Origin of the sequence: Mycobacterium helveticum (assembly GCF_007714205.1) — a bacterium.
GTDB classification, from domain to species: Bacteria; Actinomycetota; Actinomycetes; order Mycobacteriales; family Mycobacteriaceae; genus Mycobacterium; species Mycobacterium helveticum.
In genome coordinates this window covers 1-14,287 of the sequence record NZ_VMQU01000132.1, presented here as the reverse complement: position 1 = coordinate 14,287, position 14,287 = coordinate 1, and the positions used below count along the sequence as shown (strand labels likewise).

The 14,287-nt window shown below is 69.6% G+C and carries 12 protein-coding genes and 1 pseudogene; 4 read left to right on the top strand and 9 right to left on the bottom strand.

Annotated features, from left to right (window positions below):
- Positions 1 to 41: 41 nt before the first annotated feature.
- Both FPZ47_RS22790 and FPZ47_RS22785 read right to left on the bottom strand, forming a co-directional pair.
- A complete protein-coding gene (locus FPZ47_RS22790) occupies positions 42 to 668 on the bottom strand; it encodes a cytochrome P450 (RefSeq protein ID WP_144955559.1) in 627 nt (208 codons plus the stop codon).
- 100 nt (positions 669 to 768) lie between these two features.
- Positions 769 to 2,076, bottom strand: a complete 1,308-nt coding sequence (locus FPZ47_RS22785; RefSeq protein ID WP_144955562.1) for a cytochrome P450 — start codon at positions 2,074 to 2,076, stop codon at positions 769 to 771.
- Positions 2,077 to 2,183: 107 nt separating this feature from the next.
- On the opposite strand from FPZ47_RS22785, the gene FPZ47_RS22780 reads away from it, so the two are divergent.
- Complete coding sequence (locus FPZ47_RS22780; protein WP_144955565.1) at positions 2,184 to 2,990, top strand: alpha/beta hydrolase; 807 nt, start codon at positions 2,184 to 2,186, stop codon at positions 2,988 to 2,990.
- A 58-nt stretch (positions 2,991 to 3,048) separates the two neighbouring features.
- On the top strand, positions 3,049 to 3,702 hold the full coding sequence (locus FPZ47_RS22775) for a nitroreductase family protein (RefSeq protein ID WP_144955585.1): 654 nt from the start codon (positions 3,049 to 3,051) through the stop codon (positions 3,700 to 3,702).
- Between the two features lie 10 nt (positions 3,703 to 3,712).
- On the opposite strand, the gene FPZ47_RS22770 is transcribed toward FPZ47_RS22775, so the two are convergent.
- The gene (locus FPZ47_RS22770; protein ID WP_144955588.1) at positions 3,713 to 4,888 is read right to left on the bottom strand and encodes an LLM class flavin-dependent oxidoreductase; all 1,176 of its coding nucleotides are present in this window, start codon (positions 4,886 to 4,888) and stop codon (positions 3,713 to 3,715) included.
- Positions 4,889 to 4,912: 24 nt separating this feature from the next.
- Positions 4,913 to 6,538 carry a PE family protein gene (locus tag FPZ47_RS29020; protein ID WP_210419971.1) on the bottom strand — a complete coding sequence of 542 codons (1,626 nt, stop codon included), beginning with the start codon at positions 6,536 to 6,538 and terminating at the stop codon, positions 4,913 to 4,915.
- A 144-nt stretch (positions 6,539 to 6,682) separates the two neighbouring features.
- Between FPZ47_RS29020 and FPZ47_RS22760 the strand changes: the two genes are divergently transcribed.
- Entirely contained in the window at positions 6,683 to 8,167 is a 1,485-nt protein-coding gene (locus FPZ47_RS22760) for a flavin-containing monooxygenase (RefSeq protein ID WP_144955568.1), read from the top strand.
- A 19-nt stretch (positions 8,168 to 8,186) separates the two neighbouring features.
- Here the strand turns inward: FPZ47_RS22760 and FPZ47_RS22755 are convergent, their stop codons facing one another.
- The 5 genes and pseudogenes from FPZ47_RS22755 to FPZ47_RS22735 all read right to left on the bottom strand — a co-directional run bounded on the left by FPZ47_RS22755 (position 8,187) and on the right by FPZ47_RS22735 (position 12,312).
- Complete coding sequence (locus FPZ47_RS22755) at positions 8,187 to 9,212, bottom strand: hypothetical protein (RefSeq protein WP_144955571.1); 1,026 nt, start codon at positions 9,210 to 9,212, stop codon at positions 8,187 to 8,189.
- Positions 9,213 to 9,234: 22 nt separating this feature from the next.
- Complete coding sequence (locus FPZ47_RS22750; protein ID WP_144955574.1) at positions 9,235 to 9,891, bottom strand: DUF5642 family protein; 657 nt, start codon at positions 9,889 to 9,891, stop codon at positions 9,235 to 9,237.
- A 211-nt stretch (positions 9,892 to 10,102) separates the two neighbouring features.
- On the bottom strand, positions 10,103 to 10,984 hold the full coding sequence (ypfJ, locus tag FPZ47_RS22745) for a KPN_02809 family neutral zinc metallopeptidase (RefSeq protein ID WP_144955577.1): 882 nt from the start codon (positions 10,982 to 10,984) through the stop codon (positions 10,103 to 10,105).
- An 11-nt stretch (positions 10,985 to 10,995) separates the two neighbouring features.
- Positions 10,996 to 11,331 (bottom strand): annotated as a pseudogene (locus FPZ47_RS22740) (SRPBCC family protein); the annotation flags it as partial.
- A gap of 81 nt (positions 11,332 to 11,412) precedes the next feature.
- On the bottom strand, positions 11,413 to 12,312 hold the full coding sequence (locus FPZ47_RS22735; RefSeq protein WP_210419972.1) for an oxidoreductase: 900 nt from the start codon (positions 12,310 to 12,312) through the stop codon (positions 11,413 to 11,415).
- Between the two features lie 122 nt (positions 12,313 to 12,434).
- On the opposite strand from FPZ47_RS22735, the gene aspS reads away from it, so the two are divergent.
- Positions 12,435 to 14,216 (top strand): aspartate--tRNA ligase, encoded by a 1,782-nt coding sequence (aspS, locus tag FPZ47_RS22730; protein ID WP_144955582.1) that lies wholly within the window; start codon positions 12,435 to 12,437, stop codon positions 14,214 to 14,216.
- The last annotated feature ends 71 nt before the right edge of the window (positions 14,217 to 14,287 follow it).

Genomic DNA, 14,287 nt, shown 5'->3' with positions numbered 1-14,287 from the left:
CACCCAGAAACAGGCGGCTACCAGGAAAAACGCCAAACTCGTCAGCAGGGAGCCGACTCTATGTCGGGAGTCCTGGGACTCCAGGGACCGAAATCGCGCGCCGCCGCCGGTGGCAGCAACCCGATGCGGGAGCCCAGCCTGACGGCGGCCGGCATCAGCTCGCACAGTTCGTCCAGCGCGGCCCCGTCGCCGCCCAGCATGGCGCGCACGATCGCCCGAAGGGTGATGCGCGACATCGACGGCAGCGTCGGGAACTCGCGGCCCTGCGGCCAGCTCGCGATTTCGCGCAGCACCTCTTCTTCGACGATGCGCTCGTGGCTGCGCGCCCGAACGCCCTGAAACGGCGGACGCACCAGCCGGCGGCGTTCGTGGAGTTCGTCGCCGTCGAGGCTGAACATCGACCCGGGGCCCAGCAGCGCACCGAGATTGTGCGTCGGCCGGCCGACCAGATCCCCGCTCGCGCAGAAGAGCTCTCTGACCAGGGCCGATTCGCTGATCACCACCGCGCGGCCGAAGACCGGCACATTGAGGGTGAACGCGCTGCCGTAGCGGCGGGCGACGGCGGCGATCGCCGCGTGCTGGGCAATCAGGAACGCGATTCCCTGAACGATCCGCGGGACCCGCGGCGCCGGCGGCAGATGCACCGGTTCCGTTGTGACCACTGCCATGCGCGCAGGGTTCCCGCGGCAGGGCGTTTTACACATGTGTTCTATATCCCGTCGGATTGCCTGTTGCGTGCGGCAAAGCCGTGCCGGGCCAACGTGCGCACTACCGGCGCCGGCGGTAAACCACCGCTTTGCCGCCCTGCCGCGGAGCAATCGCCACGCCACGGTCGTGCGGCCGTTCACCGGGTGCGTCGGTTGGCACGAAATGGAATTCGCGCAGCAGCCGGCGCAGGGTGACGTCCATCTCCATGGTGGCGAACGCCGAGCCGATGCAGCGGTTCACCCCGCCACCGAACGGAAACCAGGTGACCTGGGGAGCGCCGGCGAGGAATCGGTCGGGGTTGAAGTCCGTCGCGCCGACAAAGCTCAACTCATTTGCCAGCTGCAAACTGATCAGCAGCGTGGTGTCCTCCGGAATGACCCAGTCACCCAGCCGGATTCGTTTCCTGGACCGTCGCAGGGTGGCGTCGACCACCGGTCGGCTGCGCTGCACTTCCAGAATCGTCGCGCGGCGCAATTCGGATCCGCCGGCGTCGGCCTCCGCGATCAGCCTGGACAGCAGCCGGGGGTGCCGGCGAATCCTTTCGACCGCCCAGGCCAGCGTCGTCGACGTCGACTCGTGACCGGCCATCAACAGGGTCAGCAACTCGTCGGAGATATGCCGGTCCGGCATCGGCTCGCCGTTGTCGTCCCGGGCCCGCAGCAGCAACGCCAGCACGTCATCGCGTCGCTCGGACCCGGGACCGTGACGCGCGTCGGCGATGAGCGACTCGATGACGGCATCGATCTGGCGCCGGTACCACGCGAATCGCCCGCCCGGACTCCAGCGACCGGCGTCGCGGCGCACTGCCGGCGGCATCAGGCCGATCCGGGAACCGATCCCGACCGCCGGCGGTACCAGCCGGCACAGGCGGTCGAGCGCGGCCCCCTCGGCGCCGAACACCGTGCGCAGTAGCGAGCGCAGCGTGATGCGCCGCATCGGCGCCAGCGTCGCGAACTCGCGGCCCTGCGGCCAGTCCGCGATTTCGCGCCGCACCTCTTCGTCGATGGTGCGCTCGTAGGCGCTTATCCGCTTGCCGTGCAACGGCGGAGCCAGCAACCTGCGGCGCTCGACGAACGCCTGGCCGTCGAGGCCCCACGTCGATCCGGGGCCGATCACCGCACCGAAGGTGTGTCCGGGCCGCCCGAGCACACCGATGCCCATGCCGAACAGCTCCTTGACCAGGACCGGATCGCCGACGACCACCGTGCGGCCGAAAATGGGCACCTCGACGGTGAACGCGCCGCCGTGCCGACGGCTCAGGGCCTCGACGACCGCCTGCCGTGCGGCCAGAAAGGCGATGCCCTGCAGGATCTTCGGCAGCCTCGGGCCCGGCGGCAGCCGTACCGGCTCGGTTGTCTCTATGTCCATGCGCTCGGGCCTACCCATTGGGAACCGTCGTGTGCGCGTTCGGGTGATACGTTGCAATCAGTCCTATTACCCTATAACGAACCTGACTCAGCGGGGGAGCTTCGCGATTGCGTAGGCACACCGGCGCGGGCACGCTCGAGGTGATCGATAAGGGAAGCGTCAGCGAGTCCCATCCGGCCCCGCTGCTTTTCGTCCACGGGGCCTGGCACGCGGCCTGGTGCTGGGACGAGCACTTCCTCGGCTTCTTCGCCGACCGGGGCTACCGCGCGCTGGCCCTGAGCCTGCGGGGGCATGGGGACAGCCCGGCCGCCAGGCTCCGGACGTGTTCGGTGGCCGACTACGTCGACGACGTCGGCGCGGTCGCGGCCGCCCTGCCCGCGAACCCGGTGGTGATCGGGCATTCCCTGGGCGGGCTTGTGGTGCAGAAGTACCTGGAGTCCCGGCCCGCTCCGGCCGGTGTCCTGCTGGCATCGATGCCCCCGCAGGGAAACCTGGGGTCGGGCCGGCGCTGGCTGCGGCAACACCCCTGGCATTTCACCAAAATCGTCGTCACGGGCAAGTCGTTGGCCTACGTCAACACACCCGAGCTGGCCCGGGAGCGGTTCTTTTCCGGGCGGATGCCGGAGCCGGACGTCGTGCGCTACGCGGCGCGGCTGCAGGAGGAGAGCACGCGGATCGGGTTGGACTGCCTGGTGCTCAACCTGCCGCGGCCGCACCGCGTGACCGCGCCGATGCTGGTGTTGGGCGCGGGGGAGGACCGGGCGCACACCGCGCAGGAGATCCGGGCGACCGCGCGGGCCTACCGCACCGAGGCGGAATTCATTCCCGGCCTGGGTCACGACATGATGCTCGAGCCCGGCTGGGCGGCAGCGGCGGAAAGGATTGACGAATGGCTTGTTGCGCAAGGTCTTTGAGGTTTCCGACGTGACCGGGCGGGTGCCGGAGACGGCCGAGGCGCTGGGCGGTCTGGACATGCCGCTCGGCGACGCGATGATGACCCAGCGGGCGGTGCGTCGCGTCCTGCCCGACCCGGTCGACGACGCGGTGGTGCTCAAATGCATCGAGCTGGCGCTGCGCGCCCCGACCGGAGCCAACGGGCAGAACTGGGAATTCGTCGTCGTCAAAGACCAACGCAGCAAAGACAAGCTGGCCCGGCGCTACCGGCAGGCGTGGTGGATCTATCACAACGCGATGATCCGGCGGGTCGCCGCCCGCGACGAGTCGATGGCCAAGATCACCCGCGCGGTGCAGTGGCAGGTCGACCACTTCGCCGAGATCCCGGTGCTGGTGGTGGCGTGTCTGCGGCTGGGGGTGCGGGACGGCAAGCTGCCGCTGGTGCCGCTGCCGCATGCGGCCGAGTCGGGGTATTACGGGTCGATCTACCCGAGCGTGCAGAACCTGCTGCTGGCGGCGCGCGCGATGGGGCTGGGGGCCTCGCTGATCACCCTGCCGTTGTGGAGCGTGACGTCGGCACGCCGGGCGCTGGGGTTGCCGCATTCGGTGACGCCGTGCTGCGTCGTGCCGCTGGGGTGGCCGCGCGGGCGCTACGGGCCCACGACGCGCAGGCCGGTCGGCGAGGTGACCCACCTCGATACCTACGGCAACCGGCCGTGGCGAGACACCTGAGGCGCGCGGGTCACAGCTTCTTCAGCCGGCGCAGCAGCCTGAGGTACGGGGTGTTGGAGGCCAGGCTCTTGCGAAAGCTCGGGTTCAGCGGCCCGGCGTTGATGATGAGCAGATAGCCCAGCCCGTGATCGCGCCACTGCGCCACCTGGTCGACGACCTCGTCGGGTGTGCCGTTGAACGTCAGCTCCTTCATCAGGGACGGCGGGACTTTCGCCGTGTAGGACAACGCCGTCGGCGCGTCGATGGTCTGCGGCACCAGGTCCTGCACGCCGGAGAACTCGGTACCCAGCGGGTGCTCGGCGCCGTGCCGCGCCCAGGCTTCCGCCGGGGCGGCCAGCGCCGACGCCTTCATGATCACCGAGTCCAGCGCCTCGTCCACGTCGTCGCGACTGCGGCCGGTGACCAGCGCGCGATTCACCGCGGGCACGATCGACATCGGGTCGCGCCCGGCGTCGGACGCCGAGGCGCGCACGGCTTCCAGTGCGCGGGAGTAGTCGGCGGGCCGGGACAGGACGAACGGCACCCAGGCATCGGCGTACCGCCCGGCGATGCGCAGCATCCGCGGGCCGTGGGCCGCCACCCAGATTTCCGGCCACTTCCCGCGGTAGGGCGGCAGCGCGAACATGGCGTTGTGCAAAGGGAAATAGGGGGAGTCGCGGGTGACCGGCTCGCCGCCCGAATCCCACAGGGCGCGGATCGTGGCCAGGGCCTCCTCGAGTTCGGCCACGGGCTTGCTGCGCCGCACACCGTAGGGTTCGTTGCCCTCGCGTTCCCCGACGCCGATGCCCAGCATGGCGCGGCCCCGGGTGAGCAGGTGCAGCGACGCGGCGGCCTGCGCCGTCACCGCCGGGTTGCGGCGACTGGCGTCGGTGACGCAGATGCCGAGCCGGAGCCGGCGAATACGGTTGCGGGCGGCCAGGTTTCCCAGCATGGTCCACGGTTCCAGGACCGCGTCGACGTCCGGCACGACCCTGGCCGCCACACCGAGGTGTTCGCGCGTGGCCAGCGAACGCGGGATGAACGCGTTCAAATGGTCGCCGACCCAGAACGAGTCGGCGCCGGTCGCCGCGGCGGTCAGGTAGCTGGCCTGCGTCAGGATCGTCGGCGACACACGCGAGTTCACGATCCCGTCCAGGATCCCGAACCGGAATCCGGGCTCGCCGGCCGACCGGTTCCTCCTCAGCAGCGCCACGTCACGACCGGATGCCGACTAGTCGATACCCAGGTATCCGACCAGCGGCGCGCCGGCCAGCAGTGAGGTCGGGTTGGTCAGCACGCCGAGATCGTTGCTGAGCGCCTGGGCATAGATGCCCGGGTTGGTGTACCCGAGCAGGCCCTGCTCCAGGTAGGCGCCGCCCTCCTGCAGACCCGTCGGCAGGAACGACGGGCCGGTGCCGTATCCCCAAACCGGCTCGGCGCCGAGATTGGCCAGCGGGAATTGGTTCGGTATGCCCGTGAAGTCCTGAATCGTGCCGCCGATGGCGGCGGGGACGCTGTAGAGGGTGGGTGAGCCCCAATACAGAAAGCTGCCGGTTTCGAACGGGTCGAAGTCGTAGCTGATGTCGGCCTCGAGCTTGCTCGCGCTCGAAGCGACATTGCCCAGGTCGGGGAACTGGATCGGGTTCGCCGACGGAGGTCCGGTCAGGTTGGCGCCGATGGCTTGCAGCGGCGCCAGCGGCTGCAGCTGCGCGTACTGGCCGGACCAGGCAACGTCCTGTGCCAGCTGCCCATTGGCCAAGGTGACGACGCCCGAACCACTCGAGGCGAAGTTGGGTTCGCCCGGGATCACGTTCGCCCCGACCGTGTCTTCGATGATGTTGGGATAGTGGGTGCCCGCGAGCAGCGATTGCAGCGACGTGTCGCCGTGAATCCATTGGCCCACATACGCCAACGGGTTGCCCGCCTGGAACTCGGTGCCGACGGTGGATCCATCGATGAATTCGGCCTGCGCGAAGGTCTGAACCTGGTTGGCCAGGGATTCGGTGAACGGGAAGGGCAGGAAGAAGTGCAGGATCGCGTCGACCTGTGGCCAGTTGCCGTCATCCCATCCCCAGGTATTGCCGAGAGATTGCATTTCCCAGCTGCCCGTTCCGCCGAGGGCGTAGTACTGCAGCCCGTTGATAGTCGCGATCGCACTGGGCGCGGTGCCCGAGGGGATCCAGCCCGGGACCCCGCCGACCGACCCGGCCGGGCCCAGGGCGTACGCGTACTCCTGCAGCGCCAGCGACTCGTAGTAGGGGATGTTCGCGACGTCGGCGAACAGGTTGTACGGGACGTTGGCGAGGCGGCTGAGGTCGCCGCCGATGCTGAGGTTGGTCAGGCCGCCCAGGTTGGTCAGGCCACCCAGGTTGGTCAGGCCGCCCAGATTGGTCAGGCCACCCAGACCGGTGAGGCCGACGAGACTTCCGAGGCCGGCCGCGTTGCCGAGGCCGGCCAGGTTTCCCAGCCCGCCGGCCAGACCACCGAGGTTTGCCCCGGCCAGCGCGCTCCCCAGCCGGCCGGGGGCGGTGAACGCCGCCGCGACCTCCTGCTGCACGGTCTGCAGCGGCGCGATGTTGGCCGCCTCGGCGGCGGTGTAGGTCACCCCGGCGGCGTTCATCAGCTGCACGAACTGCTGGTGAAACGCCTCGACCTGCGCGCTGAGCGCCTGGTAGGCCTGGCCGTACTCGGCGAAGACGGCCGACACCGCCGCCGACACCTCGTCGGCGCCGGCGGCCGCCATCGCTGTCGTCGGCCCCGCCGCCGACGCGTTGGCGGCGCTGATCGTCGAGCCGATGTTCGCCAGCTCTGTTGCCGCCGCCGACACGTACTCCGGCGATGTCGCCAAATAGGACATGCAAACCCCCGTTCGCCCTTTTCCGACCCCCACGGAACCGACTGAAAATTCACGTTACCGCAATCGGGGGTGGCCGCGAGCAGGAGTCCCGGCGCCGATCGCCGATCGCCGTGCGGCCGCACCTTCGGGTACGGTTTGGAAAGTATGGGCGTGCAGCAATTCGACGCCGTCATCGTCGGGGCGGGTTTCGGGGGCATCGGTGCGGCGATTCAGCTCAACCGGCTGGGCTACGACAACCTCCTGATCGTCGACCGCGAGAGCGACCTGGGTGGGACGTGGCATGTCAACCACTACCCGGGCCTCACCGTCGACGTCCCCTCGACCACCTATTCCTACTGGTTTGAACCAAACCCCTACTGGTCGCGGCTGTTCGCCCCGGGCGCGGAGGTCAAGCGCTATGCCGAGCATGTCGCCGACAAGTACGACGTGCGCCGCTACATGCGCTTCAACAGCACCGTCGAGAGCGCCCGCTGGGACCACGAGGCCCGGCACTGGGAGATTGCGCTCGCCGGCGGCGAAACGCTGGGTGCGCAGTTCCTGATCGCGGCGACCGGCTTCCTGTGCCAGCCGCGCACCCCGGACATTCCCGGCATCGACACGTTCGGCGGGCGCATCATTCACACCGCCGACTGGGACGACGGCTACTCGTTTAGCGGGCGCCGTGCCGCGGTCATCGGCACCGGGTCGACCGGCGTGCAGGTGATCCCGGAGCTGGCCAAGGAAACATCCGAGCTGACCGTGTACCAGCGCACACCGATCTGGGTCATGCCCAAGCTCGATGTCGGGTTCCCGCCCCCCGTGCAGCGGTTGTTCGCCCGGGTGCCGGCCGCGCAGCGGGTCGTGCGCTGGTGCACCGACATCGCCATGGACCTGATGATGGTGATCGCGATGTGGCGCTTCCGCACGTTCCGGCGGGTCAACAAGGCCGCGTCGGACATCTCGAAGCTGCATCGGCTGCTGGCGGTGCGCGACAGGGACGTCTGGCGAAAGCTGAATCCCGAGTACGACTTCGGCTGCAAGCGGCCCACGATCTCCAACTCGTATTACCGGGCGTTCACCAAGCCGCACGTGCACCTGGAGACCAGCGGCATCGAACGGATCGAGCCCGACGGCATCGTCGCCCGCGACGGCACCAAGCGGACCATCGACACGCTGGTCCTGGCGACCGGCTACGACGTCTGGGACGCCAACCTGCCCGCCATCGAGGTGATCGGCCGGGACGGCCGAAACCTCGGAAAGTGGTGGCGGGAGAACAGGTTCCAGGCCTACGAGGGCATCTCGGTGCCCAGCTTCCCGAACTTCTTGACGATGGCCAGCCCGTACGCGTGGGTGGGGCTGTCCTGGTTCAACACCGTGGAATACCAGATGCGGCACATGAACCGGCTGTTCACGGAGGTGCAGCGGCGCGGTGCGCGCACCTTCGAGGTCACCGAACGGGCCAACGCCCGCTTCCTGGACCGGATGACCGAGCTGCTCGACGACTCGGTCTTCTACGCCGGCAACTGCGCGAACTCACGGTCCTACTGGTTCTGCCCCAGCGGCGAGGCGCCGCTGTTCCGGCCGACGTCGGTGCGGCACGCCGTCGCCGAGCAGGACCGGTTCCCGCTGAGCGACTACGTGATCACCTGACGTTCACCGCCAGGGTGCTCTACCCGGTCAGGGCCGCGCAGGCTCCCAGAATCGTGGTGGAGGCGTAGTTCGCGGCATTGGCCAGGTGGTTGTCCGCCGGACTATAGGTCGGTATCGCGACGACGAACGCGCGCCGGTACTGCGCCGAGAGCACCGCGAAGTCCTGCAGCGTGGGGTTGCCGGCGCGCCGGCCGAGCAGTTCCAGCTTGCCGGCATAGGCGTTCATCACCGGTGCGATGGCGAAGTTGGTCGCCTTTTGCTCCTTGTTCCACCACAGGGCGGAGAGGTTGGGGTTGATCTTCTGCCAGTCGGCGCTTTGTTCGCCGAACTCGTCCAGCGCGGATTTCCAGTCGGCGCAGACAGGATTGGGTTTGGTGAGGAAGCGCTGAGGATTGGCGATGTTGCCCACCGGTGCGACCTGGGACGGCGGGGCCGGCGGCGGCAGCAGCGGCCCGCGCTCCGCTGCCGAGCCGTCGGCAACTGCGGCGCAGATCGCCCCCAGCGCCGAGGAGGCGCTGTTCGCCGTGCCCGCCAGGGCGTCGTCGGCCGGGATGTAATGCGGGACGTGCGCGGCGTAGGTGCGCGCGTAGGCGATGAACTGCTCGTAGAGTTCTCGCATCACCCGATGCGGCGTCAGCTTGACCAGTCCGACGGTTTGCGCGGCGGCGTTGCCCATGGCCTGGCCCGCGGCGAGGAATTGGATGCGTTGTTGGTCGTTCCACGCCGAGGCCGGCACGGACCGATCCCGGTCGTCCCACAGGCGCTGTCCGCCGGTCGCGAGGGTGCTGTTGATCGCCGTCCACGCCGGACACGTGGGGTCGTCGACGACCACGGTGACCGGGCCGGCGTCGTGCGCGCTGGCAATGTCCGATGATCCGCCGGCGGCTGATTCCGACGACGGAGCCCCCGAAACGTTGGTCGGGCCGCTGCGGCCGAGCAGCGCCGCCGTGGCCAGAGCGGCGGCCAGCACCGCGACTGCCGTCAGCGCTATCAAGGCCCACTTCGGGCGGTTGCCGCGTCCTGAGGCCCCCTCATCCGAGGTCATGGGGCCAAGCTTAACCAGCTCCTCAGCCGCGGATGGCCGCAACGGCGTCGGTCAGCAGACGGCGCGCGCGGTCGACGTCGATCGGTGACGACGGCTGGTTGGGCGCCGCCAGTGGGGTCGCGGTGACCACCACCAACGACCGCCCGAGGTAGGCGGAGAAATGGTAGACCTCCTGGGACTGCTCCTTCTCGGCGACCTTGGCCTCGATCTGGCGGTACGTGCCCAGCGTGTGGGCGCCCTCGATCCGTGGTGCATCCACCGCGTCGGCGACGCCGTTGACACTGGGACCGCTGAACGTCACGTGTTTGCACTGTTCGGGGATGGCTTCGAAGGGCAACTCGTCGGCGGTCTGGAAGGCGACCGCGACGAACCGGTTGCCCTTGCCCTCGGCGAACACGGCGGCCATCTTGCCCTGGGTGCCCAGCGGCAGCCGCTGCCCGGTGGTGTATTTGCCGCAGTCCGCCGGCTCGAACGTCACGTTGGGCGGGAGGCCCTGCGATCCCTCCAGCTGCGGGTCGATCCCCGAGGGGCCCTTGCCCTTGACGCGGAACTCCGGACCGAACGTCGACTCGACGGTGAACACCTTCTTGATGTCCGTCGGGTGGGCCGGCTTGCTCGACGAGCAGGCCGCGAGCAGACCAACGCAGAGCAGGCCGAATGACGCCTTGTGAAGGGACACCTGGGCAATGTATCGAAGTGCCGCCTTGGTGCCCAGCCCACCCGCCGAGGAGCCGGTCGACACGGCTGACGGCCGGCGCTTCCGGCGCCGGATCGCACCACCACCATCGTCGGTCGTATCCGCAGTGGGTGAACGCTATTCGGCTCGCAAACTCTGGCGTCAGCCGGCGGCGTGGGGCGGATCGGTGCGGATCAGGGTGGGCCGCGGCCTGTCAGCCGAGATCGGCGGCGGAGAAGGTGTCGCACTTGTTGGGGTTACCGGTGCGATAGCCGGTGGTGAACCACTTCTGGCGTTGGGCCGAGGACCCGTGCGTCCACGACTCGGGGTTGATGTGTCCGGTCGCGGCCTTCTGGATGCGGTCGTCGCCCACCGACGCCGCGGCCGAAAGGGCGTCGCGGATGTCCTTGTCGCTCAACGGCTCCAGATACGGCACGCCGGTGCTTTCCTGCTTGACGGTCGACGCGTAGTGGGCCCACACGCCGGCGTAGCAGTCCGCCTGCAACTCGGTGCGCACGCCGTTGCCCAGGGCGCCCTGGGCGCCCTGCCGGGAGCGGCCGATGATGCCCTGCAGTTGCTGCACGTGATGGCCGTACTCGTGGGCCACGACGTATTCCTGCGCGAACGGCCCACCGCTGGAACCGAATCGGGTGACGAGCACCTGGAAGAAGTCGGTGTCGAAGTACGCCGTCTGGTCCACCGGGCAGTAGAACGGGCCGACCGCGCTGGTGGCCGGACCGCAGCCGGTGTCGACGCTGCCGGTGAACAGGCGCATGTGCGGGCGGGTGTAGTCGCGCATCAGCTGATGCCACACCGCGTCCACGGAATTGCCGGTCGCCACCACGCGGCACTGCACGTAGGTGTTGGCGTCGGCCCCGGTCCGGCACCGGCTCAGGTCGAAGCCGCTGGCCACGTCGTCGCGGGTGTCCATGGGCTGCTGGCTGGTGATCCCGCCGGGATCGACCCCGAAGAACAACGCCGCGAACAGGATCAGCAACCCGCCGATGCCGCCGCCGAGGGCGATCCGCATCCCGCCGACGCCCCCGGACGTCGACGAGGTGCTGGTGTCGATCTGCATCCCCTCGTTGAAGGTCATCGCGCGCTCCCAGCCTCGGCGCGGTAGTCTTCGGCGAACGCCGCGACCGCCCGTGTCGAGCATTCGTTGAACCGGAATGCCATGTGGGTGAACGGTTCCCACGCGAGGAACGCCTCGTTGCCCACGATGCCGCCGCGCAGGTGGACGGTGCGGGTGGTGCCGGCACCGCGCGGCTCGGGACTGGTCGGGGTCACCGTGGTGATGACCGATGCCCGGCGCGGCCAGGCTTCGGCATCGCCGAGCACGTCGAACAGCTGCTCGGGCGTGATCGCCAAGTCGACGCTGTTGCGGAAACGGAACGGTGCCGTGTCCACGAAGCTGAGGTCGACGGGCGCGCAGCGGAACATGGCCACCAACCTAGCGCGAGCAGCCGCAAAAGCCCCCATTTCGTGCCGAAATGAGGGGCTTTTGCGACTGCTCGCGCGGAACTAGCCGGGGCCGTCGCCGGCCGCCGCCAGGAGTGGCACCACCACCTCGCTGATCGGCGTGGCCAGGCCGTGCGCGCGCGCCTTGCGGACGATCACGCCGTTGCGGATGTCCCACTCCAGGCGCCGGTGGTGCTCCCGGTCGGCCAGCATCGAGGTGCCCATGTCCTCGGGGGCGCGGCGGAACAGGTCCACCAGCTCGTCGACCACGGCGTCGCCGAGCCGGGCCCCCTCGGCGCGGGCCACCGCGAGGCATTCGGTGACATAGCGGCGCGACAGCGCGGCGACGTCGTCGCGGCGGAACATGCCCGACCGCCGCCCGGACAGCACCATGAACCCGGCCAGCGCGTTGACGAGCAGCTTGCGCCAGGCCGCCGTGACGAAGTCGGGGTCGCAGTCCACCCGGCAGCCGGCGCCGCGCAACAGCCCGGCGACCGTGTCGGCCGCGGGCCCGGTGGGCAGCACCAGCGCGGCCTCGGTGCGCAGCCGCACCCACCCTGCCGGCTGGGTCTCGGCCGAATACCACACGATCCCCGGGACCACCGGGGACGACGGGCAGTGCGGCCGCACCTGCTCGACCTGCTCCACCCCGTTCTGCAGCACGGCCACGACGGTGTGTTCGGCGCACAGGCGGGCCAGCCAGGCGGCGGCGTCGTCGTTCTGGGTGGCCTTGACCGCCAGGATCACCACGTCGACGGGGCCGCCGACCCCGTCGGGATCGGTGTGCACCGGGCCGGGCACCACGATGGGCTCCGCGCCGTCGGGCCGCAGCTCAATGCTGTCGCGGGGGGTGCGGCCGCACACCAGCACCGGGTGGCCGGCCCGGTGCAGCAACGCGGCGACCGTCGTGCCGACGGCGCCGGGACCCACGAGTGCGATCCTGGTGAGAGGGTTGGTGGCAATAGCACCGAAACTACCTCCTCTAGACTGGGCATTCGTTCCAAGCCCGGTCAGAAAACAAGCCCGGTCAGAAAACAAGCCCGGTCAGAACAAGCCCGGTCAGAAAACAAGCCCGGTGAGAAGGAGTGTTCGTGCTGCGCAGCCACGCCGCCGGTTCGCTACGCAAAGGCGATGCCGGACAGCGGGTGACGCTGGCCGGCTGGGTGGCCCGCCGCCGCGACCACGGCGGCGTCATCTTCATCGACCTGCGGGACTCCTCCGGCACCGCGCAGGTGGTGTTCCGGGATCCTCAGGTGCTGGCCCGGGCGCACCGGCTGCGGGCCGAGTTCTGCGTCGCGGTCTGCGGGGTCGTCGAGATGCGGCCGGAGGCCAACGCCAACCCGGAGATCGCCACCGGCGACATCGAGGTCAACGCCGCGTCGCTGACCGTGCTGGGGGACAGCGCGCCGCTGCCGTTCCAGCTCGACGAGCCCGCCGGCGAGGAGCTGCGCCTGAAGTACCGCTACCTGGACCTGCGCCGCGACGGCCCGGCCGCGGCGATGCGGCTGCGCTCCAAGGTGAATGCGGCTGCCCGTGCGGTGCTGGCGGCGCACGACTTCGTGGAAATCGAGACGCCGACCATCACCCGCTCGACGCCGGAGGGCGCCCGCGACTTCCTGGTTCCGGCCCGGCTGCACCCGGGTTCGTTCTACGCGCTGCCGCAGAGCCCGCAACTGTTCAAGCAGCTGCTGATGGTGGCCGGCATGGAACGCTACTACCAGATCGCCCGCTGCTACCGCGACGAGGACTTCCGCGCCGACCGCCAGCCCGAGTTCACCCAGCTCGACATGGAGATGAGCTTCGTCGACGCCGAGGACATCATCGCGATCTCCGAGGAGATCCTGTCCGCCCTGTGGGCGCTGATCGGCTACGAGATTCCGCGGCCCATCCCGCGGATCAGCTACGCCGACGCGATGCGGCGGTTCGGCTCCGACAAGCCCGACATGCGGTTCGCGCTCGAACTCGTCGAGTGTGCGGAGTTCTTCAAAGACACCACATTCCGGGTGTTCCAGGCGCCGTATGTCGGCGCGGTGGTGATGCCCGGCGGGGCGTCGCAGCCGCGCCGCACGCTGGACGGCTGGCAGGAGTGGGCCAAGCAGCGCGGGCACAAGGGGCTGGCCTACGTGCTGGTCGCCGAGGACGGCACGCTGGGCGGCCCGGTGGCCAAGAACCTGACCGCCGCCGAACGCGACGGCCTGGCCGCGCACGTCGGGGCGAAGCCGGGGGACTGCGTCTTCTTCTCCGCGGGCGCGGCGAAGCCCTCGCGGGCCCTGCTGGGCGCGGCCCGCGGCGAGATCGCCCACCGGCTGGGCCTGATCGACCCGCACGCCTGGGCGTTCGTCTGGGTGGTGGACCCGCCGCTGTTCGAGCCCGCCGCCGACGCGACCGCCGCCGGCGACGTGGCCGTCGGCTCGGGGGCCTGGACCGCGGTGCACCACGCGTTCACCTCGCCCAAGCCCGAACAGTCCGGCGCGATCGACAGCGATCCCGGCAGCGTGCTCGCCGACGCGTACGACATCGTCTGCAACGGCAACGAGATCGGCGGCGGATCGATCCGTATCCACCGCCGCGACATCCAGGAGAAGGTGTTCGCGGTGATGGGCCTGGACGCGGCCGAGGCCCAGGAGAAGTTCGGATTCCTGTTGGAGGCGTTCACCTTCGGGGCGCCGCCGCACGGCGGGATCGCCTTCGGCTGGGACCGGATCAACGCGCTGCTGTCCGGCGTCGACTCCATCCGCGAGGTGATCGCGTTCCCGAAGACCGGCGGCGGGGTGGACCCGCTGACCGACGCGCCGGCGCCGATCACCGCCCAGCAGCGCAAGGAGTCCGGAATAGACGTCCGGCCCGAACAGGTTGACCGGGCATGAGAAGCCCTATGTCAAGCCGCCTCGTCTTGGGTGAGGATTCGTTGGAGTGCGCGGTGTTTGTCGGGGGCGTA

What these genes read in the sequence shown, in the direction of transcription:
- FPZ47_RS29020 (WP_210419971.1), bottom strand. Translation starts at nt 6,538, where the DNA reads ATGTCCTATTTGGCGACATCGCCGGAGTACGTGTCGGCGGCGGCAACA.
- FPZ47_RS22790 (WP_144955559.1), bottom strand. Translation starts at nt 668, where the DNA reads ATGGCAGTGGTCACAACGGAACCGGTGCATCTGCCGCCGGCGCCGCGG.
- FPZ47_RS22760 (WP_144955568.1), top strand. Translation starts at nt 6,683, where the DNA reads ATGGGCGTGCAGCAATTCGACGCCGTCATCGTCGGGGCGGGTTTCGGG.
- FPZ47_RS22785 (WP_144955562.1), bottom strand. Translation starts at nt 2,076, where the DNA reads ATGGACATAGAGACAACCGAGCCGGTACGGCTGCCGCCGGGCCCGAGG.
- FPZ47_RS22755 (WP_144955571.1), bottom strand. Translation starts at nt 9,212, where the DNA reads ATGACCTCGGATGAGGGGGCCTCAGGACGCGGCAACCGCCCGAAGTGG.
- ypfJ (WP_144955577.1), bottom strand. Translation starts at nt 10,984, where the DNA reads ATGACCTTCAACGAGGGGATGCAGATCGACACCAGCACCTCGTCGACG.
- FPZ47_RS22775 (WP_144955585.1), top strand. Translation starts at nt 3,049, where the DNA reads ATGCCGCTCGGCGACGCGATGATGACCCAGCGGGCGGTGCGTCGCGTC.